Source organism: Campylobacter concisus, from assembly GCF_015229965.1.
Lineage (GTDB): Bacteria > Campylobacterota > Campylobacteria > Campylobacterales > Campylobacteraceae > Campylobacter_A > Campylobacter_A concisus_BD.
This window is the reverse complement of the sequence record NZ_JAAKZB010000028.1, coordinates 1-21,557: the sequence shown is the minus strand read 5'-3', so window position 1 is coordinate 21,557 and position 21,557 is coordinate 1. Positions and strand designations below refer to the sequence as shown.

29 protein-coding genes are annotated in these 21,557 nt (G+C 38.8%); 18 read left to right on the top strand and 11 right to left on the bottom strand.

The features are described from left to right. Positions 1-376: 376 nt before the first annotated feature. From G6W43_RS09600 to G6W43_RS09580, 5 genes are read right to left on the bottom strand one after another with little or no spacing between them, the layout of a single operon-like run. On the bottom strand, positions 377-1,717 hold the full coding sequence (locus G6W43_RS09600; RefSeq protein ID WP_194169686.1) for a DUF945 family protein: 1,341 nt from the start codon (positions 1,715-1,717) through the stop codon (positions 377-379). Beyond that, positions 1,714-2,280 carry a DedA family protein gene (locus G6W43_RS09595; protein WP_180999477.1) on the bottom strand — a complete coding sequence of 189 codons (567 nt, stop codon included), beginning with the start codon at positions 2,278-2,280 and terminating at the stop codon, positions 1,714-1,716. The genes G6W43_RS09600 and G6W43_RS09595 overlap by 4 nt, the downstream gene beginning before the upstream one ends. Further along, positions 2,280-2,876, bottom strand: coding sequence for a lipid-binding SYLF domain-containing protein (locus tag G6W43_RS09590; protein WP_103572087.1), 597 nt, complete (start codon positions 2,874-2,876; stop codon positions 2,280-2,282). The genes G6W43_RS09595 and G6W43_RS09590 overlap by 1 nt, the downstream gene beginning before the upstream one ends. Positions 2,877-2,885: 9 nt before the next feature. Then, entirely contained in the window at positions 2,886-4,439 is a 1,554-nt protein-coding gene (rny, locus tag G6W43_RS09585) for a ribonuclease Y (protein ID WP_034901872.1), read from the bottom strand. After that, positions 4,360-5,004 carry a 5-formyltetrahydrofolate cyclo-ligase gene (locus tag G6W43_RS09580; protein ID WP_103646325.1) on the bottom strand — a complete coding sequence of 215 codons (645 nt, stop codon included), beginning with the start codon at positions 5,002-5,004 and terminating at the stop codon, positions 4,360-4,362. The genes rny and G6W43_RS09580 overlap by 80 nt, the downstream gene beginning before the upstream one ends. A 49-nt stretch (positions 5,005-5,053) precedes the next feature. Here G6W43_RS09580 and G6W43_RS09575 point away from each other — a divergent pair, with 49 nt between their 5' ends. The 6 genes from G6W43_RS09575 (at position 5,054) to G6W43_RS09550 (ending at position 8,988) form a co-directional block, all read left to right on the top strand. Next, entirely contained in the window at positions 5,054-5,689 is a 636-nt protein-coding gene (locus G6W43_RS09575; protein ID WP_009295513.1) for a TlpA family protein disulfide reductase, read from the top strand. Next, positions 5,689-6,555 (top strand): signal recognition particle-docking protein FtsY, encoded by an 867-nt coding sequence (ftsY, locus tag G6W43_RS09570; protein ID WP_021085234.1) that lies wholly within the window; start codon positions 5,689-5,691, stop codon positions 6,553-6,555. Before G6W43_RS09575 ends, ftsY begins: the two co-directional genes overlap by 1 nt. Beyond that, positions 6,548-6,910 carry a VanZ family protein gene (locus G6W43_RS09565; protein WP_012001849.1) on the top strand — a complete coding sequence of 121 codons (363 nt, stop codon included), beginning with the start codon at positions 6,548-6,550 and terminating at the stop codon, positions 6,908-6,910. Before ftsY ends, G6W43_RS09565 begins: the two co-directional genes overlap by 8 nt. Then, on the top strand, positions 6,885-8,225 hold the full coding sequence (gene radA, locus G6W43_RS09560) for a DNA repair protein RadA (RefSeq protein WP_103617854.1): 1,341 nt from the start codon (positions 6,885-6,887) through the stop codon (positions 8,223-8,225). The genes G6W43_RS09565 and radA overlap by 26 nt, the downstream gene beginning before the upstream one ends. Positions 8,226-8,236: 11 nt before the next feature. Further along, positions 8,237-8,611, top strand: a complete 375-nt coding sequence (locus G6W43_RS09555; protein ID WP_194169685.1) for a hypothetical protein — start codon at positions 8,237-8,239, stop codon at positions 8,609-8,611. A 128-nt stretch (positions 8,612-8,739) separates the two neighbouring features. After that, positions 8,740-8,988 carry a DUF7674 family protein gene (locus G6W43_RS09550; protein WP_194169684.1) on the top strand — a complete coding sequence of 83 codons (249 nt, stop codon included), beginning with the start codon at positions 8,740-8,742 and terminating at the stop codon, positions 8,986-8,988. Between the two features lie 22 nt (positions 8,989-9,010). Here the strand turns inward: G6W43_RS09550 and G6W43_RS09545 are convergent, their stop codons facing one another. The 3 genes from G6W43_RS09545 to fliL form a co-directional block, all read right to left on the bottom strand. Further along, on the bottom strand, positions 9,011-9,646 hold the full coding sequence (locus G6W43_RS09545) for a 2-hydroxyglutaryl-CoA dehydratase (protein ID WP_149711758.1): 636 nt from the start codon (positions 9,644-9,646) through the stop codon (positions 9,011-9,013). 205 nt (positions 9,647-9,851) lie between these two features. Further along, positions 9,852-10,196: a holo-ACP synthase gene (acpS, locus tag G6W43_RS09540; RefSeq protein ID WP_103617857.1), complete on the bottom strand. Its 345-nt coding sequence runs from the start codon at positions 10,194-10,196 to the stop codon at positions 9,852-9,854. Next, positions 10,193-10,729: a flagellar basal body-associated protein FliL gene (fliL, locus tag G6W43_RS09535; protein WP_002942267.1), complete on the bottom strand. Its 537-nt coding sequence runs from the start codon at positions 10,727-10,729 to the stop codon at positions 10,193-10,195. The genes acpS and fliL overlap by 4 nt, the downstream gene beginning before the upstream one ends. 58 nt (positions 10,730-10,787) lie before the next feature. Here fliL and ybaK point away from each other — a divergent pair, with 58 nt between their 5' ends. After that, positions 10,788-11,270 carry a Cys-tRNA(Pro) deacylase gene (gene ybaK / locus G6W43_RS09530; protein ID WP_148785210.1) on the top strand — a complete coding sequence of 161 codons (483 nt, stop codon included), beginning with the start codon at positions 10,788-10,790 and terminating at the stop codon, positions 11,268-11,270. Here ybaK and G6W43_RS09525 read toward each other — a convergent pair. Beyond that, positions 11,259-12,245, bottom strand: a complete 987-nt coding sequence (locus tag G6W43_RS09525; RefSeq protein ID WP_194169683.1) for an SAM-dependent methyltransferase — start codon at positions 12,243-12,245, stop codon at positions 11,259-11,261. The genes ybaK and G6W43_RS09525 overlap by 12 nt on opposite strands. Next, the gene (locus G6W43_RS09520; RefSeq protein WP_107715132.1) at positions 12,242-12,850 is read right to left on the bottom strand and encodes a trimeric intracellular cation channel family protein; all 609 of its coding nucleotides are present in this window, start codon (positions 12,848-12,850) and stop codon (positions 12,242-12,244) included. The genes G6W43_RS09525 and G6W43_RS09520 overlap by 4 nt, the downstream gene beginning before the upstream one ends. Before the next feature lie 117 nt (positions 12,851-12,967). On the opposite strand from G6W43_RS09520, the gene G6W43_RS09515 reads away from it, so the two are divergent. Then, the gene (locus G6W43_RS09515) at positions 12,968-13,633 is read left to right on the top strand and encodes a lipid-binding SYLF domain-containing protein (RefSeq protein ID WP_149705734.1); all 666 of its coding nucleotides are present in this window, start codon (positions 12,968-12,970) and stop codon (positions 13,631-13,633) included. Between the two features lie 108 nt (positions 13,634-13,741). Here G6W43_RS09515 and G6W43_RS09510 read toward each other — a convergent pair whose 3' ends face one another. Next, complete coding sequence (locus tag G6W43_RS09510; RefSeq protein WP_002942234.1) at positions 13,742-13,951, bottom strand: hypothetical protein; 210 nt, start codon at positions 13,949-13,951, stop codon at positions 13,742-13,744. 150 nt (positions 13,952-14,101) lie between these two features. Between G6W43_RS09510 and G6W43_RS09505 the strand changes: the two genes are divergently transcribed. The 10 genes from G6W43_RS09505 to modD all read left to right on the top strand — a co-directional run bounded on the left by G6W43_RS09505 (position 14,102) and on the right by modD (position 21,244). Beyond that, positions 14,102-14,548, top strand: coding sequence for a transcriptional repressor (locus tag G6W43_RS09505; protein WP_194169682.1), 447 nt, complete (start codon positions 14,102-14,104; stop codon positions 14,546-14,548). Between the two features lie 102 nt (positions 14,549-14,650). Further along, entirely contained in the window at positions 14,651-14,974 is a 324-nt protein-coding gene (locus tag G6W43_RS09500; protein ID WP_002942231.1) for an HMA2 domain-containing protein, read from the top strand. Continuing rightward, positions 14,967-15,617, top strand: a complete 651-nt coding sequence (locus G6W43_RS09495; protein ID WP_194169681.1) for a ferritin-like domain-containing protein — start codon at positions 14,967-14,969, stop codon at positions 15,615-15,617. The genes G6W43_RS09500 and G6W43_RS09495 overlap by 8 nt, the downstream gene beginning before the upstream one ends. A 31-nt stretch (positions 15,618-15,648) precedes the next feature. Next, entirely contained in the window at positions 15,649-15,960 is a 312-nt protein-coding gene (locus G6W43_RS09490) for a hypothetical protein (RefSeq protein ID WP_242047658.1), read from the top strand. Between the two features lie 9 nt (positions 15,961-15,969). Then, positions 15,970-16,284, top strand: a complete 315-nt coding sequence (locus G6W43_RS09485; RefSeq protein WP_103581130.1) for a hypothetical protein — start codon at positions 15,970-15,972, stop codon at positions 16,282-16,284. After that, on the top strand, positions 16,284-16,604 hold the full coding sequence (locus G6W43_RS09480) for a hypothetical protein (RefSeq protein WP_012001864.1): 321 nt from the start codon (positions 16,284-16,286) through the stop codon (positions 16,602-16,604). The genes G6W43_RS09485 and G6W43_RS09480 overlap by 1 nt, the downstream gene beginning before the upstream one ends. Continuing rightward, complete coding sequence (locus G6W43_RS09475) at positions 16,573-18,663, top strand: heavy metal translocating P-type ATPase (RefSeq protein WP_410369097.1); 2,091 nt, start codon at positions 16,573-16,575, stop codon at positions 18,661-18,663. Before G6W43_RS09480 ends, G6W43_RS09475 begins: the two co-directional genes overlap by 32 nt. Positions 18,664-18,677: 14 nt before the next feature. Next, on the top strand, positions 18,678-20,141 hold the full coding sequence (locus G6W43_RS09470; protein WP_035145198.1) for an alanine/glycine:cation symporter family protein: 1,464 nt from the start codon (positions 18,678-18,680) through the stop codon (positions 20,139-20,141). 10 nt (positions 20,142-20,151) lie between these two features. Continuing rightward, a complete protein-coding gene (locus tag G6W43_RS09465) occupies positions 20,152-20,409 on the top strand; it encodes a hypothetical protein (protein ID WP_021088499.1) in 258 nt (85 codons plus the stop codon). 1 nt (position 20,410) lies between these two features. Next, positions 20,411-21,244, top strand: coding sequence for a ModD protein (modD, locus tag G6W43_RS09460; RefSeq protein WP_194169679.1), 834 nt, complete (start codon positions 20,411-20,413; stop codon positions 21,242-21,244). The last annotated feature ends 313 nt before the right edge of the window (positions 21,245-21,557 follow it).

Sequence of the window (21,557 nt, the reverse complement as noted above, 5' to 3'; positions counted from 1 at the left end):
CCGCCAGCGTTCACTCTGAGCCAGGATCAAACTCTCCATATTAACCTTCTTTAGCGTAAAGCAAAGCTTTACTAAGAAGCAACACTAAAGACTAAGATTGCTAATGCAATCTAGTAATAATGTTTTTACTAAAATTGCTTTTAGTATTTATTATGAAGTTTTTAATCAAAAAAACTTTTAGTTTTTATATTAGTTTGTCTAATCTATTATTTAATCATAATAGACTGGCTCAATCGATCACTTGTTTAGATTTCAAAGATTGACTAATAGTTTAACAATTGTAAGTTAAAAGAACTTTCTGCTCTGCGTTCTGCAAAACAGAAAGTGAAGTATATAGAAGTGATGCTTAAAAGTAGATAAAAATCAAGCTACTTTTTTAAAAGCCCATAAATAAATTTTGAAGTCCAACCTTTTCATTAAAAATAATATCTTTTTTACTTGGATCGTACTTAAATTTACTTACTACTTTTTTGCCATCTTCTTTTAAATATCCAGCAGATATAAGTGTTGGCTCGATAAGAGTCATCTCAGGGAAGAGCGTATCAAAAAATTTAGCCAAAGTCTCATCCACACTTAGCTCGCCATTAAGTGATAGCTTATCAAAGATCGCAAGCTGACTTTCTCCGCTTTTAAAGCCATTGATAGCAGCATCTAATTTTAAATTTATCGCATTATTGCCATTTTTAAAGCTTAATGTATCCACTTTCACACTTGGATTTTTCTCTAAAATTTGACCCATTACTTCGTCCAAATTTAACCCAGCAAAGATACTCTCATTTGTATCAACATTTACATTACTTAGTCTATCAAGTATATTATTTATAGTTGGCACGTTGATATTTGCTATTTTGCTATCTAAGATAAAATCTGTAAATTTCACTTTATTAACAGCAACTGCACCTATCTTCACCACATCTTTTGAACTGCCAAGATCATTTGAGACTTCAAATTTCGAGCTATACTCAAGATCATCTAAAGCAACATTACCATCTTTTTCATCTAATAATGCCAGTTTTTTGATCTTAGCCTTTGCTACGTAAGGAGCTAGTTTGCTCTCAAATATCTTTGAAATTTCAACTGGCACAGTGTAGCTTGTATCTATATCGACGCCTTCAAGATTAACTTCTGCTTTATTTTCTTCGTTAAGGTCTTTTAATGAAACTTTCTCAAGACCCAAGTTTGCGCTATTTACATTATCTTTTGCGTCCAGTTTCAAGCCAAATTTCACATCCTTTGTATGAACGTTCATAGTTTGCTTGTCACTAAAGTCAATATCGCTAAATTTAACTTTTACATCTTTATCGCCACTTACGCTAGCCTTTGTTTTAGCCGTTGCGACGACGTTTGACCCAAGAAATGAAGCTACGATATTTTTTATCGCCTCATTTTGTATAGAAATTTTTGAGTCGATATCAAAGCCATTTACAAATGCAAGCACTGAGTGAGAAATTTCATTTTCTACCTTGAAATTTAGATCCTCATCTACATCTTTGCCAGCCAAATTTTTCAAAAGATCCTTTGAAACGATAAGATCAAACGATCCTTTTGAGCCAAAAAAGCCTTTTTGATAGCTATTTTCTGAAACTTTAAAGCCATTTACATCATTTAGTCTATCAACTATCCTTTGATAGTTCTCCTCGACCTTGTTTGAGGCGAAATAAACAGCGCCTGCGACGATCACGATAACTACGATTAGAGCAGATATCACCTTTTTCATGCTTTTCTCCTTTTTGTAATGTGTTGTAAAAATAACCAGATACCTAATAACAAGCCTACCATGGCAAGTGGCATGATATAGCCATGCTCGCCAAGATAATTGCTCACACTCATAAAATAATCCCCTGCTTTATAGCTAGCAAGACCGACGATCACTGCCCAAAGCACTGAAGAGATCAAATTTATAACGCTAAATTTATAAAAAGAGTATTTTGTAAGTCCAAGTGCGATAGGCACCAAAGTTTTGACGCCGTAGATAAATTTTTTGATAAATATTATCTTATCGCCATGCTTTTTTGCCAAAATTCCAGCGTAGGCAAGCTTTCTTTTGTGATTTTTTACATAAGGCATAAGCAAGCTTTTATTAAACCTTGCGACGTAAAAGATCAAAGTATCGCCGATCGTATTTGCCACGGCAGCGACGATTATGCTAAGAGTGATGTCCATTTTGCCAGCAAAGCTTAATATCCCAGCAGCGATAAGCGCTACCATACCACCACCAAGACTGTAAAAAAACAGCACGACATAGCCGTAAGTTGAGATTGAATTTATTATATCTTGCATCATTGCCCCAAAAGTTTTGAAGCAGAAGATATTAGCTGCTCGTATGCATAGCCACTTTGTTTTAAAATTTCATCCTTTGCACTAATCACTGCTCCGCCAAAGCTTGCTCCTGCGAAAAATCCATCATTTGCAGCATACGCGTAGATGTCGCTTGAAAATTTAAAATCGCTTACTTTATTATAATTGCGTCCGATATCGCCAAATGCTACTGAAAGCTTCGTATCAAGCGTGATCTTGGCGTCTTTTATGTCGTAGATAATGCTATCTTTAAATATAAATAGCACAAGCGAACTATCTTCGTATCCAAGCTGTATGCCGATACTGCCGCCACTTATACTAACTGGCAAAATTTCACTTGGCGAGTTGATGTTGCCAACGACCATGATGCCATCTCCGCCCATGCCACCGACAACAAAACCGACTTTTTTTACACTTGGAAAGATGATCGTCGCTTTTGACTGCTCGATGAGCTCTTTTATAGGAGCGTTTCTAGCGCCTCTCATCGTCGTTATAAACGAATTTGCCGAGTCTAGCACGAGCTCCTCGCTGGCAAAGCCAAGCGAGAAAAATATTATTATTGATAAAAGAAATTTCATATCTTGCCGTTATTTCGCAAAATCAACAGCGCGAGTCTCTCTAATGACGCTTACTTTTATCTCACCTGGATACTGCACCTTACTCTCGATCTCTTGAGCTATCTCTTTTGCCACAAGCACGGCTTCATCGTCGTTTATAAGTTTAGCATTTGCGATGACGCGGATCTCACGGCCAGCGTTGATCGCATAAGCTTGCTTGATGCCCTCTTTACTTTTTGCGATGTTTTCAATCTCTTCGACACGTTTTAAGAAGCTCTCAAGCACCTCACGCCTTGCTCCTGGACGAGCTGCACTTAGTGCGTCAGCTGCGCAAACAGCAGCACTTTCTATACTTGTAGCTTCTTCGTGTCCGTGGTGAGCATAGATCGCGTTGATGACGACTGGATGCTCTTTGTAGCGTTTGCAAATTTCGGCTCCAAGATCGACGTGGCTGCCCTCGTACTCGTGAGTTAGCGCTTTGCCGATGTCGTGAAGTATGCCAGCTCTTTTTGCTAGCTTCTCATCTCCGCCACACTCAGCTGCAATGATACCAGCGAGGTGAGCCACTTCAAGGCTGTGCGCAAGGGCATTTTGACCATAGCTTGCTCTAAATTTAAGCTTGCCTATTAGTTTTACTATCTCTGGATGAATTTTATTTAGACCAAGATCCATGACGATATTCTCGCCCTCTTCTTGTATGCTTTGCTCAAATTCTTCAGTCACCTTTTTGTGAAGGTCTTCTATCCTTGCTGGCTGAATTCTGCCGTCCTCCACCAAAAGCTCGATCACTCTTGTAGCGATCGCACGCCTGTAAAGATTAAAGCTGCTTAGTATGATCGCGTGTGGGGTATCATCGATGATAATATCAACGCCAAGCACCATTTCAAGGGTTTTGATATTACGTCCCTCTTTGCCGATGATCCTTCCTTTTAGCTCATCGTTTTTGATATTTACGACATTTATCAGACGCTCAGCTGCAAATTCTCCAGCAAATCTTGACGTAGCCTGCGCCAAGATATAATTAACCCTCTTTTTAGCCTCTCTTTTTGCCTCTTCTTCGTACTTTCTAACGATGTGAGCGATGTCGGCGCGCGACTTCTCTTCGACCTTTTTAAGCACGACCTCTTTTGCCTCTTCCTCCGTTAAGCCAGCAGCGTGCTCAAGCACTCTTATCGCCTCTTCTACTTTGTTTTGATAAGTCGCTTTTAAATTTAAACCCTCTTCATAAGTGACCTTCGCATCTTGCTTATCTTTTTCAAAAAGCTCTTTACTCTCATTTAAAAGCTCTTGCTCATTTAGCAAAATTTTCTCTTTTTTGGTCAGCTCATCAAATTTACTTGCATACTCTTTTTGAAGCTTTGTCGTCTTGTCGTCGTATCTTTTTTTAGCCTCAAATTCAGCCTCTTGCACTGAAATTTTAGAGTTTTTAAGCGTTAGCTCAGCTTCATACTCGATGGCTTTTGCCTTTGCTTTTGCCTGCTCTAAAAATATGTTGTAGTTGGCGTCATTTATCTTTTTGGCGTAGAGATACCCTGCTCCAACGCCCACCACACCGGCTCCTAAGCCTATTAAAACCTCTATCATTTATTCCTCTTTTTATATAATTTTTGCTTGGGGTTATATAAAAGTCTGCTACCGCATCGTGCGCCTGCGAGAGCACATCTTTGGTGTAGAAGTCTTTTACCTCTAAGAAAACTATCAGTTTTGGCTTAACGGGCAAAGTGTCAAAAAATCTATCGTAAAATCCTTTTCCGTGCCCTATCCTTGCCATAGCTCCATCAACCCCAATCGCTGGAACTACCGCCATATCGAGTTTAACATTATTCATTTTTTTGCCAGATGGCTGTCTGACATTAAATTTATAAGTTAGAAATGGCAGTCGCAATCTTACCATCTCTAAGCTAAGACCTACCATAAAAGGGGCAAAAATTTCACATTTATGTGATAAATTTCGTCTTATTTTAAGCACATCGACTTCGTAGTTAAGCGGCAAGTAAAAGAGAACCTTTTTAGAATTTGTATAATTTATCAAATTTAAAAGCGTTTTTGCTGCCTTGTGATGTGTGCATTTTGCTCTAAATTTAGTAAGCTTTATCAAATTTGCTCTTGCATTTTTTCTAAATTCATTTTTTTCTAAATTAACGCTCATTTTATGCTCTTTCTTGTATAATCCTGAAACATTTTTCAAAAGGAAATTTATGACACTAAAACGCGCAATTATAACATCACTTTGTCTTTTTGCATTTTTCGGATGCGGCGACGACTCTAACAAAAAGAGCGAGCAAAACACTAGCGAGCCAGCTGTGCAAAGTAAAAATTTAGAAGAAAATGCCAGCAAAGATGAAAATTTAAGCAAAGATACGCTCACACCAAAGATAAGCGAGAGCACACAAAGTGACGAAGTAAAAGATATAAGCCTAAAACTGCTTAATGGCACAACTATGCAGATCACAAAAAGAAGCAACGGCTTTGACGTAAAAGATGGCAAAAAAGCGACACTTTATGTATTTTTTGCCACTTGGTGCCCACCTTGCAAGGCTGAGATACCATCTTTAAACAACCTAAGTGAGAAATTTAAAAACGAGCTAAACATCGTTGCTGTCTTGCTTGAAGACAAGAGTGAGGACGAGGTTAAAGAATTTGCTCAAAAGTATAAGATCAAATACGACATCGCAGTTGGCGAGGGAAATTTCTTATTTGAAAAGGCGATGGGCGGCATCAAAGGACTCCCTGCATCTGCGCTCTTTAAAGCAAATGGCGACTACGCTCAAGGCTACATCGGTCTTGTGCCTGAAGAGATGCTCGAAACTGACATAAATAGGGCTATAAAATAATGCTTGAGTTTTTAAAAAGGGGCTTTGAAAAGACCTTTGGAGCGATAAGCTCAGCTAAAAAGTCAAAAAAGATCGACAAAGAGAGCTTAGAAGAAATTTTACTAGAAGCTGACGTGGCTTACGAGATCGTGGAGGAGATTTTATACTATTTGCCGCCGCAAGATGAAGTGAGCAGAGCTGATCTTAGACGCGTTATGAGTAGCTATTTTATCTACGAAAAGGAGCGCGTGATCGAGCCTGATAAGCCATTTGTAGATCTCATCCTTGGCGTAAATGGTGCTGGCAAGACGACAACCATCGCAAAGCTAGCAAATTTATATAAAAACAACGGCAAAAGCGTCATTTTAGGCGCTTGTGATACATTTAGAGCTGGGGCGATCGAGCAGCTGCGCCAATGGTCAATCAGACTAAATGTGCCAATAGTTGCCACCCAGCAAGGGCATGATCCTTCAGCTGTTGCCTACGACACGATCAGCTCAGCCCTTGCAAAAGGCATCGACCGCGTCATCTTAGACACGGCTGGCAGACTTCAAAACCAGACAAATTTGGCAAACGAGCTTGATAAGATCGTTCGTATCAGCAAAAAAGCCTACGAAAAGGCACCTCACCGCAAGATACTCATACTTGATGGCACGCAGGGCAACGCTGGCGTCGCGCAGGCAAAGGCATTTAACGAGATCGTCTCGCTTGATGGCGTCATCATCACAAAGCTTGACGGCACCGCAAAGGGCGGAGCGCTATTTGGCGTGGCAAGAGAGCTTGAGCTACCTATATTTTATATAGGTGTTGGCGAGAGCATGGACGATATCATCAAATTTAACCCAGACGAGTTTTTAGACGAGCTGATGGACGCCATTTTTGAGTAGGGTAAAATTTCTTAGTAAAATTTGCTTTTTCGCTGCTCTTTTGGCGATTGATATTCTTGCATTTACTCCAAAAAGTCCCGCGATCATCGAAAATTCGTGGGACAAAGCAAATCATTTTTTAGCTTTTTTCGTCCTTTATATACTGCTCTACCTTGGCTATGAGTTTAAAATTTTAAAAAATTTAGCCCTACTTTTAGCCTTTGGAGTGCAAATAGAGCTTGTTCAGGCTTTTTTGCCAAATAGGAGCTTTAGCCTGCTTGACATCGTGGCTGACATGATTGGAGCGGCTTTTGGAGTGATAGTAGTTGAAATTTTAAAAAGGATATATTATGGCAAAAGCAAAGCCAGTTTTTGAGTGTCAAGCCTGTGGCAATCAACAGGCAAAGTGGCTGGGCAAATGCCCACAATGTGGGGCTTGGGATAGCTTTGTCGAGCTTAGCCAGCAAGAGATAAAGATAAGTAAAGAGATAGCAAAAAGTAGTGGCACACCTAGCAAAGCCATAAGCATAGACGAAGTTGAAATTCAAAATTTCACGAGATTTAGTACCGAAGATAGCGAGCTAGACCTTGTTCTTGGCGGTGGCGTGGTTGAGGGCTCGCTTGTTTTAATAGGCGGTAGTCCGGGTATCGGCAAATCAACCCTGCTTCTAAAAATCGGCTCAAATTTAGCAAAAGACGGCAAAAAAACGCTCTATGTAAGCGGCGAAGAGAGCCAAAGCCAGATAAAAATGAGAGCTGACAGGCTAAATGCTGTGGATAAAAATTTATACCTGCTAACTGAAATTTGCCTAGAAGATATCCTAGCTGAAGTGCAAAAGAGCGATTACAAGGTGCTAGTAATAGACTCCATTCAAACGCTTTATAGCCAAAATATAACCTCCGCGCCAGGTTCGATCACACAGGTTCGTGAGATCACATTTGAGCTGATGAGGCTTGCAAAGAGCCAAAATATCTGCGTTTTCATCATCGGACACATAACCAAAGAGGGCTCGATCGCAGGGCCTAGAGTGCTTGAGCACATGGTCGATGTGGTGCTTTATTTCGAGGGCGACGCGAGTAGAGAGCTGAGAATTTTGCGTGGGTTTAAAAACCGCTTTGGCTCGACGAGCGAGGTTGGTATATTTGAGATGAGTCAGCAAGGGCTCGTGAGCGCAAATGAGGTTTCTAGTAAATTTTTCACACGTGGTGGGGCGATGAGTGGCAGTGCGATCACCATCATAATGGAAGGCTCAAGGGCGCTTAGTATCGAAATTCAGGCACTTGTTTGCGAAAGCGCCTATCCAAAACGAAGCTCCACTGGCTTTGAAAAAAACCGCCTAGATATGCTGCTAGCACTTCTTGAGCGAAAGCTTGAAATTCCACTTGGGCACTACGACGTCTTTATAAACGTTTCAGGTGGCGTTAAGATAAGCGAGACCGCGGCCGATCTAGCCGTCATCGCAGCGATCATCAGCAGCTTCAAAAACCGCCCTATCAGCAAGGACAGCGTCTTCATCGGCGAGCTAAGCCTAAACGGCGAGATAAGAGAAATTTTTAACCTCGATCAGCGTCTAAAAGAGGCAAAAACGCAGAAATTTAAAAACGCCATCATCCCAAACAAACCGCTTGACACACAAGGTCTAAAGTGCTTTTACGCCAAAGATATCACGCAAGTGCTTGAGTGGATGTAGGGAATTTAAAGATGATTTTTACACAAAATGGCAATGATCTACAAAACCATAAAGAGATAATTTATGCTTTTGTGTCAAAAGATAAAAGATTTTTTAGTGAATATCAAAAAGAGCTCACGCGAAATTTACCACTTTATCCTAGCTTAGAGCTATTGCTTGTCGATTTTTCGGTTATTTTGGTGGAAAATTTTGATCAACTAAGCGAGCAAGATAAGCTAGAAATTTTTGACTTAGTTGAGAAAAATATTAAGAACGATGACTATATTAGCACAGCATTTTTAATTGGCTTTATTGAGACGATACAAAATGTTTCAAGCAAAGAACAATATAAGAAAATTGATAACTATTATACTCATCATACAATAAAGAAGACAAAGCAATTCTAGCTCAAAGAGACATTTTTATATATGAAGATTTTTTATATATTTTTATATCAAAAGACATTAGATATTTTGCAATTTATCAATCCGAACTTTTAAATTTTGTTCCAGATACCCCAGGGTTACTTACTTTATTGGAAAATTTTGCAAATGTTACAGTTTATATTTTTAATGAATTAAGTGAGCAGGATAAGCTAGAAATTTTTGACTTAGTTGAAAAAAATATTAAGAACGATAACTACGTTGGCACGGCATTTTTGACTGGCTTTATTGAGACGATACAAAATGTTTCAAGCAAAGAACAATATAAGAAAATTGAGAAGTATTTTGGCAAAGAAACTTTATTGATTGCAAATGAGCTAATAGAATTTTTGGGCATATAAGCTTTTATAAAAACATTTAAATTTAATCATCAAGCACCGATATCCCACTTGGACAAATTTTGGCAAGTGGGTTGTTATATTCTTGGTGGCATTTTTCGCACTTTATAACACCTAGTTCTGCGCTTACTTGCTCTGCATTATAACAATGCGGACAAACCACATAGCTATCTTCTTGCGTATCTACTCCGATAGCTTTGATACTTGGATCTTGATAGTCGTTAAAGATTTTTCTAAATTCTCTTTTATAAATTTTAAAATCAATAAAACCAGCAAACTCAATCAGATAATTTCTGAATGCAAAATAGTATCTCTTATCTTTTTCTCTAAAATTTAGATCATCTTCAAAGATTTCTTGTAAATCCGACCAAAAATTTTCATAATTAATATTTTTTGGGGCAATACTTAAGACATTGTCTATCCTAACAACATTCCATCTATTTGGGATACTGCCATCAATAATATCAAAAAGCTCAGCACTAAATCCGCAAATGCCATCAAAATCATCCTTGTCATACACAATGATAAATTTTACCTTCCCTTCATACATCTCCATCAGCAAGACATCATAAATAGTATCTTTTTTAAGCGCATCAAATGCACTTAGCTCGCGAAGCTCAAGCGATGAAATATCAATGGTTGATTTTAGTTTTACTTTCATTTTTTACCAAATTTATTTTTATATTCCAAATCATGGCACACTTTTAATAACACTAGTGTTAAAAATTTCTATAGCTATTTTTGCCTATGCGTATTTATACCAATAATGTATTATGTTTATCATCTCATTTTTAATAAAATCATGTTATTAAAATTATTTTGATTTTTATCTACGTTATGTTCTAAAAACTTCAAATACAGATATTTCACACTATCATCACTGCAGCTACAGCAAATCCGCCGTCGTGAGTTATACTAAGGCTTGCTTCTTTGATATTAAAATTTGTATAAATTCTTGGGCTAAATTTTATCTTTGGTGCATTTTTTGTGTCTTTGCTGAGCACAATGTCAAAAAAGCCACACTCTTTGCTGATGCCCACGCCAAGGGCCTTACTAGCTGCTTCTTTGGCCGCCCAAAATCCAGCCAAAGTCGCATCATTTTTTGCTAGCTCGATCTCATCATCACTTAAAAATCTCTTTAAAAAAAGCTCGCCGTAACGAGCCTTTAGTCTTGAAATTCTATCTATCTTAACGATATCGATGCCTATCATTGCACCACGAAATCAGTAAAAAATATGTTTTTGATGTAGCCATCATTTAGCACTTCATTTAGCTTGCCTACGATCTCGTCTTTTAGTCTATCCTTGCCCTTTGCAGTGCTTACTTCTTCGTAAGTTTTAGAAGAGAGCGTTCTTATGATGATATCTCTTAAAAGTGCCTTTTTCTTATCAAGCTCGGCTGTTAGTAGCTCGTCGCTTTGCTCCAAATCGATCTTAGTTTTAAGAAATCTCGAGCCATTTTCACTAAGTAAATTTACGACAAACTGATCGAGCGGATATATCGGTCCCATATTCGAATAGTCGTTGCCACCGCGTTTTGCTTTGTTTTGAGCGGGTGCTGGTTGAGTTTGAGTCTGAGCTGGTGTTTGCGCCATATTTGCCTCTTTTGGCTCGTCAGAACTAAGCATCAAAAACGCCACTAGCCCTCCGATAACTAGCAATAAAACAAATATCGCGATGATGATTATCATCAAAGCGCCATTGCCACCTTTTTTTGCTTTTTTCTCTTCAACTTCTTCAGCCATCTTTCCTCCTTTAAGTTTTGGCTATAATTATACAAAAAATTCACAAAAATGAGAAAAGATGATACATAAAACCAACGCCGCTAGGCTTTTAGACAAGCTAAAAATAGACTATGAGATACTTGAATACGAAGTCGATTTAAACGACCTTTCAGCCGTTCACGTAGCAGCTAGCACCAAGCAAGATATAAAGCAAATTTATAAGACGATCGTCTGCCAGTGCGAGCCTAAAAATTTTGTCGTTGCTTGCTTGCAAGGCGATCTGGAGCTTGATCTAAAAGCACTTGCTCATGCGTGCGGGGCCAAACGCTGCGAGCTTATAAATTTAAAAGACCTAGAGAAGATCACCGGCTACATCAGAGGCGGCTGCTCGCCACTTGCTATGAAAAAGCACTTTGCGACCTTCATCGATGAGCGAGCAAAAGAGCAAGAGTACGTGCTAGTAAGCGCTGGAGTAAGAGGCAAGCAGATAAAGATAGCTCCAAATGACCTTTTGAAGGCTTGTGAGGCGGATTACGCTGATATCGCCAGGCTAGCTCTTTAAAAACTCTATAAATTTAAACTTCTCGCCTAAAAACTCAGGCGAGAGTAGAAATTTTGCCTGTTTGGTGACATTTTCATAGGCTTGCTTGCTGCCTTTTTCAAGCACCAAAGATAAAATTTCATCCACGCCAAGATCATTAACCAAAGCTTCATTTTGTTTTTTAAATTTGACCATTTTAAAGCCAGCCAGAGAGAAAGCCTCTTTTACCTGCTTAAAACAAAGACTATAAGTTAGATCCGAGCTTTTAAAATATGGCTCGAGGTTTGAAATTTCAAACAAAGAAAAAACTTGATGATCTTTAAAAACTCTTAGACTAAATTCATTTTTTGGCTCAAATTCGCCGTAGTCAAAGCTTAAAAATCTCACCTTTTTAGCCGCATTTGCAAGCTGGAGCGCAAATTTAGCGTAGCTAGTTGAAATTTCACCCTTTTTTATGCCAAATTTCTTTGCAAGGGCTAGTAAATTTTGATCCGCCTTTTGCCAGTGAAATTTTAGATCGTTATCCACAAAAAGCATATTATCTGCGTCTATCACCTCGCAGCTAAATGCGTCAAGCAGCTCATTTGATATGACAAAAATTTCATCAAACGAGCACTCGCCTAAATTTTCATAGTGCCCTACTCTAACCTCGTCACCAAAGCGGTTTTTAAAGGTTTTAAGCTGTTTTTTGCGTAAAATTTCATGAGGTTCTATGATGATAAACTCTAAATTTGACAAAATTTCTGGCTCAAGCGTAAAGATGCCCTGCGCAAAATCAGCCAGCATATCGCCCGAGTTTGCGCCGATCTCCACGACCTTGCAAGAGCTAGAAATTTCGCCATTTTTAAGTAACTTTACAAAGTAGTTTGCAAGGCAGGCGCCAAAGAGGTAGCCAACGCTTACATTTGTGTAAAAGTCGCCCTTTTTGCCGATATCCACGCCAAATTTATAGTAGTTTTCATTGACCCAGATATCAAAAAACTCGCTAAATTTCATAGATCAGGCAGCTTCCAGCCTCTATAAAATGCAAACATCCTGACCGTTATGCCAGCAGCAAGCAAAAGCATGGTAAAAAATATGTTGGTAAGACCTAGGTGATAGAGGATAAAGTAAGCAAGCCCCACGCCAAGGCTTATCGTGCCATAAAGTCCTGTGCGCAAAAACCATGGGACTTCATTTAGCAAGATATCTCTTAAGATACCGCCGCCAACGCCGTTAAAAAAGGCGATCATCATGACGCCAAAGATGTTGTAACTATACTCGATGGCAACCATCGCTCCAACGATAGAAAAGCAGATAACGTCGATCGCGTCGGCAAAGATAAAGACAAATTTCTTCTCTAAGCCCTCTCTTTTTATATGTAAATTTGTGATCCTAGATGCGACAAGCATAAAAATGACGACGCTTACTGGCATGTAGTGAGTGAATGAATAAACTGCCCTACCAACGAGCATATCACGCATGATACCGCCTCCAAGTGCGGTCAAAAATGCGGACAAAAAGACGCCAAGCCAGTCACACTCCCTCTTTACTGCAAACAAAAAGCCACTAAGCGCAGCTGATGCGATACCAACGTACTCCACAAAAAGTATTAAGCTCATATTTTTTCCTTAAAAATGGGCATTTTATAATGAAATCTCATAAAAGTTCATTAATAAATTTTTAAATAATATTTTATTTTAGGCTATAATAACAAAAATTTTGAATAAGGAAATTTGATGAAAAAAATTCTAACTTTACTCTTTTTGATCGGCTCATTTTTTGCGCTAAATTTAAACGCTGATGTGATTCAAAATCAAAAATTAAAAAATGCGATAAACATTTTAAACGCTTTTGGCACTAGAAATTTAAAACCAAATACTAAATTTATAGGCATCAAAGCCATCGCTATCATCCCAGATGTGACAAAAGCAGGCGCGATCATCACTGGCTCAAAAGGCAGAGGCGTATTTATCGCTAAAAACGACAATGGCGAGTGGTCAAGCCCATTTTTTGTAAATTACACATCTGGCAGCATCGGCCTTCAGCTAGGATATAGCTCGGCTGATATGATCATTTTGTTTAAAAACTCGGAAGCCTACGCAAGCTTGTTTAACGCAAAAGATACGATCAGTCTAAAAGCAGAAGCAACTGGCGGCGTTGGCAACGAAGTGGCGATAGCTAGTGATTTGCCTGAAATTTCAGCATTTGTCGAGGAGCGTGGCAAGACTAGTGGAGCTTTTGTTGGCGTTAGTTTAGACGTGGCAAGACTTAAGATAAATGCACAAGATACAAACGACTACTACGAGAGAATGTATGACTTTGAAGATATCTACAACAACAGCCCAAAAGCTAGCAAATATACAATCAAATTTAAAGAGATAATCTCAAAATACTTCTTATAATAACCTCATATCTTGGCTCTTTTAGAAGAGTCAAGCTCTCTTTTTTACATTTTAAAGATTTTTGAAATTTAGTTTATGAATTTAGCAAGATTATGGCTTAGCCTTTTGCTAAACCATAAATAGTGATACAAAGCGTTTTTTAGGGATCGGAGAAAATTGAGTCATATATTCAAACGCCTCTTCGTAGTCGCCGTCTGTATATTGCGCGACTTGCTCGATAAGCTCGTAAAGCTCTTCGTCATCCATCGAGTCAAAGCTGCCTCTATTTTCCAAAACCTCTAACAAAACGGCGTCTAATTCTAGCTCGTCGTAAGTCATTTCGTTCCTTAATTCTGATTTAAAAAATGCGAAACTATACCAAAAGAAGCTTATAAAATACTTTACTTAGAATTTGTAATAAATTTTATGCATTTTTTAGTAGAAAAGTTGTAAAATCTTTACATTCATTATCAATTTGATAGGGATTTTGTGGAAGACTTTGAACTATTTTACAAGCATTTTAACGAGTTTTTAAAAGCTTTTGGTCAAAAAGGCTCTGAGATAAAAGAGCAAATTTTGCGTGTGCTTTTTGCAAGCAAGTCACATCTAAATGCTCAAGAAATTTGTCAAAAAATTTATGAAACTTACAAAAATGAAATTTCAATGACTTCTATATATACCTTTTTAAATTTTCTTGAAGAGCACCATTTGGCAAATAGTTTTGAGCAAAATGGTGTCAAAAATTACGAGTTAAATTTAAAATCCTCTCACGATCATCTGATCTGCGAAATTTGCGGAAAGGTGGTTGATTTTGAAGATGAGATGATAGAGCAAAGGCAGGAGCAAATTTGTAGCCAAAGGTCATTTGGCGCAGAGTCTCATAAGATGATACTTTATGGAATTTGTAGTGATTGCCAAGCAAAAAATGAGGTTTAAATTTATCATTTCATTTTACTTTTTGATAATGAAAGACAAAAAAATTTCAGATTGATTTAAGTTGCAGATTAGATAATACGCAGACAAAATAAAAGGATGAAAATGGATATAAAAACACAAACTTTAGCACAAGTTGCAAGCTATTTTTCGATGATAGCTCACACAAATGGCAGACTAAGAGTAAGGGTTAGCCCAAAGATCAAAGAGCTAAGCAGCAGCGTAAATTTAGCCAGTTTAGATGATATGATCGCTCAGATAAATGGTATAAAAAATGTTAAATTTAACAAGATAATCGGCTCTGTAACGATCGAATACGACCACGAAATTTTCCCTAAAAATCTCTGGGAGGATCTCTTAAAAGGGCAAAATTTAGAAGAAATTTCAGCTAAAGTAAATGAAGTAGCAAGAGAAGTAAAATATGCTTAATGAACTTTTAAACGCCTCTTATACGAGCGAAAAAAACGCACTTAGGCTATATGAAAGCCTAGCTTCATTTGGCGAAGTATTTGATCAAATCGCAAGCGTGAGAAAAAATGCTATCGTCTTGATAGAGAAATTTGCAAATGCGCACGAGTATGAGCTTGTTTGCGAAAATGAAGCTATTTTTTTGCCAGCAAAAAACAAAGAAGATGCGCTGATAGAGGCACTAAACTATGAAAATGAGCTAAACAAAATGTATGAAAAATTTTGTGAAAGCTTAGACGATGAGGAGCTAAAAGATCTATTTTTTAGACTTTGGGCTACTTCAAATAATGAATATATTGCCTCTTTAAAGCACTGCTTAAAAGAAATTTATAGCGGAGCTGGAGCAAAAAATGAGCTAAATTTAAATGAAATTTCGCAAAATTTTGAGCAAAATGGCATAACAAATATTTTAGAAAGCTATCAAAATGACTTTAATGAGATAACTAAAAGCTTGCAAAATATCGCAAGTGGCAAGGCTGATAAAAGCGAGTTGGCAAAGATCACAAACAATCCAAATTTCTCGTTTTTTAGCGGGCTTGCGCTTGGGGCATTAGGCATTTCAGTAGTTAGCAAAAATTTAAATAAGGATGAAGAAGATGAATAATTTACAAAATCAAACAAAGAAAGGATTTAAAATGGCATTACCATTTTTAGCAGGTTTAGCAGTAGGCGGTTTAGCAGTAGTTGCTTGGAGTAAAAGAGATAAGATCAAAGAGTGTGCCAAAGATGGCCTAGATAAAGGCAAAGAGGCTGCAAAAGATCTTTATAAAAAAGGCAAAAACGTCGCAAAAGATGCAAAAGACTTCATGGTCAAAGAAGAGAAAAAAGCAAAACGTGGCGTTAAAAAAGTAGAAAAAGAGGCTGAAAAAGTGATTAAAAAAACAAGAAAACCACGTGCTAAAAAGCCAGCAGCTCCAAAAGCTATCACACCAAACGATATAGCTTAAGGATAGAGAATGCAAGAAAATAGTCTTTTTACACTTTCAAACACAAGACTTCCTTTTGATCACTTCATCAGTGGAGCCTTAATCGCTGGCATGGGCGCGGCTGCGCTTGGCTTTAGCGACTATCTAAATAACAGAGCGACTAAAAAAGATGTCGCTAAAAAGATAGTAAAATACGCCGTAACTGGTGGTTTTGTAGGTGCTGTTGGCATTCATGCTTCAAATTTAATAGCACAAAAAAAATATCTAAACGCAGCAGCTTTTACTGCAGCTGGCATCGGCGGTCTTTTGATAGCTGAAGAACTAATAAAATTGGAGAGTAAATAATGAATAACCCTTATATCAATGAAGAAAACGCAAACGAAGTAGCAGCAAATGACGCAGCAGCAACTCAGCCAAGTGCAGTTGATAATGCGATAAACAATGCAGCTCAAAATTTACCATTTGTACCTGAAAATTTTAACGCAGCTGGCTTTGTAAAAGGCCTACTTTTAGGCGGCATAGCAGCTTATGTGCTAACTAATCCAAAAGCACAAGAGTGCGTATTTAAAGCGATCATCAAAGGTGGCGAGCTAATAAACGCTGGCATAGAAGAACTAAAAGAGCGTTTTGAAGATGTCAAAGCAGAACTTGACTCACAAAAATAAGGTCACTCTAGCTCACAAGAGCAAAAATAGAGCGAGGTTTATTTGCGAGAGCCTAAACGCTAGAAGCGATGTTAGCGCGATCGAGGCTGCGATCTCAGAGCGAACCGATGCAAAAAGCGTGCGTGTAAATAAATACGCAAAAAGCATCGTTGTTGAATTTGATAAGAGCTATGAGAAAATTTTAGATTTTATAAAAAGCTATGATTTTCCAACCAAGCCAAAAGATGAGAGCCTACCTAGCAAAGCAAATATCTACAAAGCTGCTGCTGCACTTGGTGTAACGCCATTTATGAGTAATAAAACTCTAAAATCAGCCGTGACTCTTTACGCCACAGCTCCAAATTTAATAGAAGGCGCAAAAGAGCTAAGGCATGAGGGCATCACCTCAAAAGTGCTTGAAGCAACTGCTATTGGCACAAGCCTTGCAATGGGCGATCATTTGGCGGCAAATAGCACAAATTTGATGATAAATATCGGCGAATACATGGAAGAAAGTGCTAGCCACAGAAGCGATGATCTCATAAAAGAGCTAGCCAAACCAAACATCGAAGAGGTCTGGGTCGAGCGAAATTTAAACGGTGAAAAGACGCTTGAAAAGGTAAAAACCGAAAATTTAAAAAAAGGCGACATCGTAGTAGTCGGAGCTGGCGAGACGATAGGCGTTGATGGCTACATCGTCGAGGGCAATGCTGATGTCAATCAAGTCTCAATGACTGGAGAGGCAGAACCCGTGGCAAAAGCTAGAGGCGACCGCGTCATAAGTGGCACTGTTGTCGATGAGGGCAGGATCAAAATTTGGGCTGAAAACGTAGGTAGCGACACCGCAACCGCAAGGATCAAAGAGTACATCCAAACTTCACTTAATGAAAAATCAGCCATCGGCGTAAAAGCTCTAAAACTAGCTGATAAGCTAGTGCCAGTGACACTCTCTCTTGCTGGGCTTTCGTATGTTATAAATAAAAATATGAACAGCGTTGCAAGCGTGCTTCAAGCTGACTACTCTTGTGCGCTTAAGCTTGCTACGCCAGTTGCGTTTAAGTCAAGCATCTCAAAAGCTGGCAGAAACGGCATCCTCATAAAAGGTGCAAAGGCGATCGAGGCTCTAAGCTCGGTTGATACATTTGTCTTTGACAAAACCGGCACTCTAACTCACGGACGCCTAAGTGTGGTTGAAATTTACTCTTTTAAAGATGGATTTTCAGAGGCTGATATCTTAAATTTAACCGCAAGTGCCGAGGAGCACTACTTCCACCCAGTAGCTGAAGCGATAGTTGAGGCTGCAAACAAGCGTGGATTTAGCCATATCCACCACGACGAGGTTGAATTTATCGTAGCTCACGGTGTAAAAACTGCAATGCACGGCAAAGAGGTCGTTATCGGCAGTAGGCACTTTTTAGAAGATGATGAGATGATAAGCTTTAAAGCTCACGAAGCACTTATAAATAAGGCTTTACAAAGCGGTCTAACCTTGCTTTATGTAGGATACGACAAAGAGCTTGTTGGCGTGATCGCTATGAAAGATGATATGAGAGCAAATGCTAAAGATATGGTGGCAAAACTACGAAATCTTGGCGTAAAAGAGATAGTTATGCTAAGTGGTGACATAAAGAGCAAAGCTGAAGAGGTAGCGCGCGAGCTGGGGCTTGATAGGGTCTATGCTGAGTGCTTGCCAACTGATAAAGCAGCGATCATCGAAGAGCTAAAGAGTGAGGGCAAAAAGGTCGCTTTTGTAGGTGATGGCATAAACGATGCGCCAAGCTTAACAAAAGCAAATGTTGGCATCAGCATGCACAAAGGTGCTGATATCGCTAAAGCAACGGCTGATATAAGCCTTTTAAAAGATGACATCATGAGTGTAGCACTTGCAAAAGAGCTTGCTAATAAAACTATGAAGTTAATTAGCTCAAATTTCCGCTCAACCGTTGGCGTAAATACAGCCATACTAAGTGCCGCAACGCTTGGCATGCTAAATCCAATAGCAACTGCCATGCTTCACAATGGCACGACGATCTGGCTTCTGCTCAACTCAATGAAGGGCGTGAAGATCAAGTCAAAATAAATTTGAAAGGATAGATGGTGTTTGAGAATTTCTTAAACTTTTTAAACGGCAAAATGGATGTAGCCAACGACTTTTTATATGGATATTTTTTGGTTATCATCCTTGTAGCTTCAGGAATTTACTTTAGCTACCTTACCCGTTTTGTGCAGTTTAGGATGTTCTTTGAAGCTTGCAGAGTTCTGGTAGAGAAAAAGGATAAGTATAACAAGCACCATCTAACGCCGTTTCAAGCGCTAATGATCTCGACTGCTTCGCGTGTCGGCATCGGCAACATCGCTGGAATTTCAGCTGCCATCGTAGCAGGTGGTCCAGGAGCGCTTTTTTGGATGTGTTTGATGGCGTTTTTAGGCTCAGCTTCAGCCTTTATCGAGAGCACTTTGGCTCAAATTTATAAGACTAAAGATGTCTTTGGCTTTAAAGGTGGTCCGGCTTATTACATCAAAAACGGGCTTGGCATAAAGTGGCTTGGCTCTTTGTTTGCCATCATCCTCATCATCACCTATGCTTATGGCTTTAACGGACTTCAAAGCTACACCATGACCTCTGCTTTTGAAATTTACTACGACAAAGCAGGCAGCAACATCACCTTTGCGCAAAGCGGCTTGCCTATTGGCATCGGACTTATCCTTACAGCTTTTACGGCTGTGATGTTTTTTAGTAAGAGCCACATCATCGGCAAAGTTAGCTCATATATTGTGCCTTTCATGGCACTTACTTATATCTTGCTAGCTATCATCGCGATCGTTTTAAATTTCAAAGAAATTCCAGCCGTCATCAAGATGATCATAGAAAGCGCCTTTGATTTTAAGGCGATATTTGGCGGTTTTGCTGGAAGCGTGATCGTAATAGGCATAAAAAGAGGACTTTTCTCAAACGAGGCTGGCATGGGCTCAGCGCCAAATGCAGCGGCTGCGGCGCACACAAGCCACCCAGTCAAACAAGGGCTAGTGCAAGCAATGGCTGTTTTTATCGATATGACGATATGCGTCGCCTCTGGTATGATCGTGCTTTTTTCTCAAGCATATCTTACAAAACAAACTGGAGTAAGTGGCGAAGTGCTAACCGCCCTACCTCTTGTTCAAGCAGCGATGAAAGAGTATTTTGGCGACTTTGGACTACACTTTACGACCCTTGCAGTAGTGCTATTTGCCATCACATCGCTCATCGGCAACTACTACTACGCACAGGCAAATATGAAATTTCTAACAAAAAGCAAAAATTTAACGCTTGCATTTAAGATCACAGCAGTGATTATGATATTTATAGGAGCTCAGATGAACTTAAAGCTCGCTTGGAACATCGCTGATATCACTATGGCAGCTATGGCTACGATAAATATCATCGCCATTTTCTTACTATCAAAAGTGGTGATAATAGCGATAAAAGACTACGAAGCTCAAAGAAAAGCTGGTAAAAATCCAGAATTTGACCCAGAGAGTCTAGGTATCAAAAATACAAGCTGCTGGAGCAAAAACTAAAGGAGAAAATTTGGGAAAAGATATAAAGATAAGCGGCAAACTACTAGATCTAAACACCCATAGACAAGTAGCAAAGGTCGGCATGAGTGTCACTTTGGCATCTGTTTGCCTAAGCGCACTTTTTATGAAAAATAGATCTGTTAAAAAATTCCACGTAGTTTCTGGCATCGCATTTACATGCTTTGCGCTTTACCACGCTGGACTTTACGACAACGGCATCTTTAAAAAGATGATCGTAAAAGCAAAAACCGCTTCAAAAAAGGCATAAAATGAGACTAAGCGACGCTGAAATTTTAGACTACATCAATGAGGACCTACCCTACTTTGACCTCACTACGTCGCTTCAAGATATCGATAAAAAAGCTTCGCTTGAAATTTATTCGCGTGATGAAATTTGCGTTAGCTGCGTAGATGTGGCAGCAAGCATAGCAAGGCTACTTGGCTGCGAGAGCGAAATTTTTGTCAAAAACTCTCAAATTTGCAAGGTTGGCGATGTGATCATAAAAATTTATGGCAGCTACGAAGATGTGCATAAGGCTTGGAAACTAGCCCAAGTCGCACTAGAATATGCTAGCGCCATCGCAACCTACACAAACAAAATAGTAAAAGTTGCAAAAAGCGTCAATGAAAAATGCGAGGTCTTGGCAACCAGAAAGAGTTTCCCATTTGCGAAGAAATTTTGTGTAAAAGCCGTGCTTGAAGGCGGTGGCGGTATGCACAGACTTGGACTTAGTGACAGCGTTCTTTTCTTTAAAAACCACATAAAAGCCTACGCTAGCTTTGATGATTTTCTGTCACATTTGCCAGAATTTAAAGCCAAAATGGTCGAGCGAAAGATCTGCGTCGAGGCTGAAAATTTAGATGAGGTGAACAAACTTTTGAAAGTAAAATGTGACGTCGTACAGTGTGATAAATTTAGCCCAGAGCTTATCAAAAACGTGCTAGCTTTAAGAGATGAAATTTCACCAAATACTATGATCTTAGCAGCTGGTGGCGTAAATTTGGCAAACGCAAAAGATTATGCAAATGCCGATGCGATAGTCACTTCTGCGATGTATTCAAAAGGCGTAGCTGACATCAGTGCAAGACTTGAAATTTTGTAAAATTTTATATACAAAAATACATATAATTTTATATATAAAATAATAAATATCTCTAATTCTGCTAAGTATTTTGTAAGCGTCTATAAAATTTTAAAATTTCATGAGCGAGTAATTTCGGCTCTAAAATTTGAGCTAAGCGGTAAGCGAAGCCAAATTTTAGTAGTCAATTCTTGTGAGTGAATAAGATTTTAAAATTTGCAAAATAGCTTGATTAAATTTGTAAATTTCTTTTTATTCAAATTATTCAAAAGGGAGACAAGGAGACTTGAATTACGAAGCCGTCCCCTTATCCCCCTTTTTAAATCCCCCAAAC

Excerpts from the sequence above, each read along its gene's own strand:
- G6W43_RS09515 (WP_149705734.1), top strand. The coding sequence starts at position 12,968 with ATGAAAAAAATTCTAACTTTACTCTTTTTGATCGGCTCATTTTTTGCG.
- G6W43_RS09485 (WP_103581130.1), top strand. The coding sequence starts at position 15,970 with ATGCAAGAAAATAGTCTTTTTACACTTTCAAACACAAGACTTCCTTTT.
- G6W43_RS09600 (WP_194169686.1), bottom strand. The coding sequence starts at position 1,717 with ATGAAAAAGGTGATATCTGCTCTAATCGTAGTTATCGTGATCGTCGCA.
- G6W43_RS09490 (WP_242047658.1), top strand. The coding sequence starts at position 15,649 with ATGGCATTACCATTTTTAGCAGGTTTAGCAGTAGGCGGTTTAGCAGTA.
- G6W43_RS09590 (WP_103572087.1), bottom strand. The coding sequence starts at position 2,876 with ATGAAATTTCTTTTATCAATAATAATATTTTTCTCGCTTGGCTTTGCC.
- G6W43_RS09510 (WP_002942234.1), bottom strand. The coding sequence starts at position 13,951 with ATGACTTACGACGAGCTAGAATTAGACGCCGTTTTGTTAGAGGTTTTG.
- acpS (WP_103617857.1), bottom strand. The coding sequence starts at position 10,196 with ATGATAGGCATCGATATCGTTAAGATAGATAGAATTTCAAGACTAAAG.
- radA (WP_103617854.1), top strand. The coding sequence starts at position 6,885 with ATGGCAAAAGCAAAGCCAGTTTTTGAGTGTCAAGCCTGTGGCAATCAA.
- G6W43_RS09580 (WP_103646325.1), bottom strand. The coding sequence starts at position 5,004 with ATGAGCGTTAATTTAGAAAAAAATGAATTTAGAAAAAATGCAAGAGCA.
- fliL (WP_002942267.1), bottom strand. The coding sequence starts at position 10,729 with ATGGCTGAAGAAGTTGAAGAGAAAAAAGCAAAAAAAGGTGGCAATGGC.
- G6W43_RS09520 (WP_107715132.1), bottom strand. The coding sequence starts at position 12,850 with ATGAGCTTAATACTTTTTGTGGAGTACGTTGGTATCGCATCAGCTGCG.
- rny (WP_034901872.1), bottom strand. The coding sequence starts at position 4,439 with ATGATAGAGGTTTTAATAGGCTTAGGAGCCGGTGTGGTGGGCGTTGGA.
- ybaK (WP_148785210.1), top strand. The coding sequence starts at position 10,788 with ATGATACATAAAACCAACGCCGCTAGGCTTTTAGACAAGCTAAAAATA.
- G6W43_RS09545 (WP_149711758.1), bottom strand. The coding sequence starts at position 9,646 with ATGAAAGTAAAACTAAAATCAACCATTGATATTTCATCGCTTGAGCTT.
- G6W43_RS09575 (WP_009295513.1), top strand. The coding sequence starts at position 5,054 with ATGACACTAAAACGCGCAATTATAACATCACTTTGTCTTTTTGCATTT.
- G6W43_RS09525 (WP_194169683.1), bottom strand. The coding sequence starts at position 12,245 with ATGAAATTTAGCGAGTTTTTTGATATCTGGGTCAATGAAAACTACTAT.
- G6W43_RS09555 (WP_194169685.1), top strand. The coding sequence starts at position 8,237 with ATGATTTTTACACAAAATGGCAATGATCTACAAAACCATAAAGAGATA.
- G6W43_RS09480 (WP_012001864.1), top strand. The coding sequence starts at position 16,284 with ATGAATAACCCTTATATCAATGAAGAAAACGCAAACGAAGTAGCAGCA.
- G6W43_RS09500 (WP_002942231.1), top strand. The coding sequence starts at position 14,651 with ATGGATATAAAAACACAAACTTTAGCACAAGTTGCAAGCTATTTTTCG.
- G6W43_RS09595 (WP_180999477.1), bottom strand. The coding sequence starts at position 2,280 with ATGCAAGATATAATAAATTCAATCTCAACTTACGGCTATGTCGTGCTG.
- modD (WP_194169679.1), top strand. The coding sequence starts at position 20,411 with ATGAGACTAAGCGACGCTGAAATTTTAGACTACATCAATGAGGACCTA.
- G6W43_RS09475 (WP_410369097.1), top strand. The coding sequence starts at position 16,573 with ATGTCAAAGCAGAACTTGACTCACAAAAATAAGGTCACTCTAGCTCAC.
- G6W43_RS09495 (WP_194169681.1), top strand. The coding sequence starts at position 14,967 with ATGCTTAATGAACTTTTAAACGCCTCTTATACGAGCGAAAAAAACGCA.
- G6W43_RS09470 (WP_035145198.1), top strand. The coding sequence starts at position 18,678 with ATGGTGTTTGAGAATTTCTTAAACTTTTTAAACGGCAAAATGGATGTA.
- ftsY (WP_021085234.1), top strand. The coding sequence starts at position 5,689 with ATGCTTGAGTTTTTAAAAAGGGGCTTTGAAAAGACCTTTGGAGCGATA.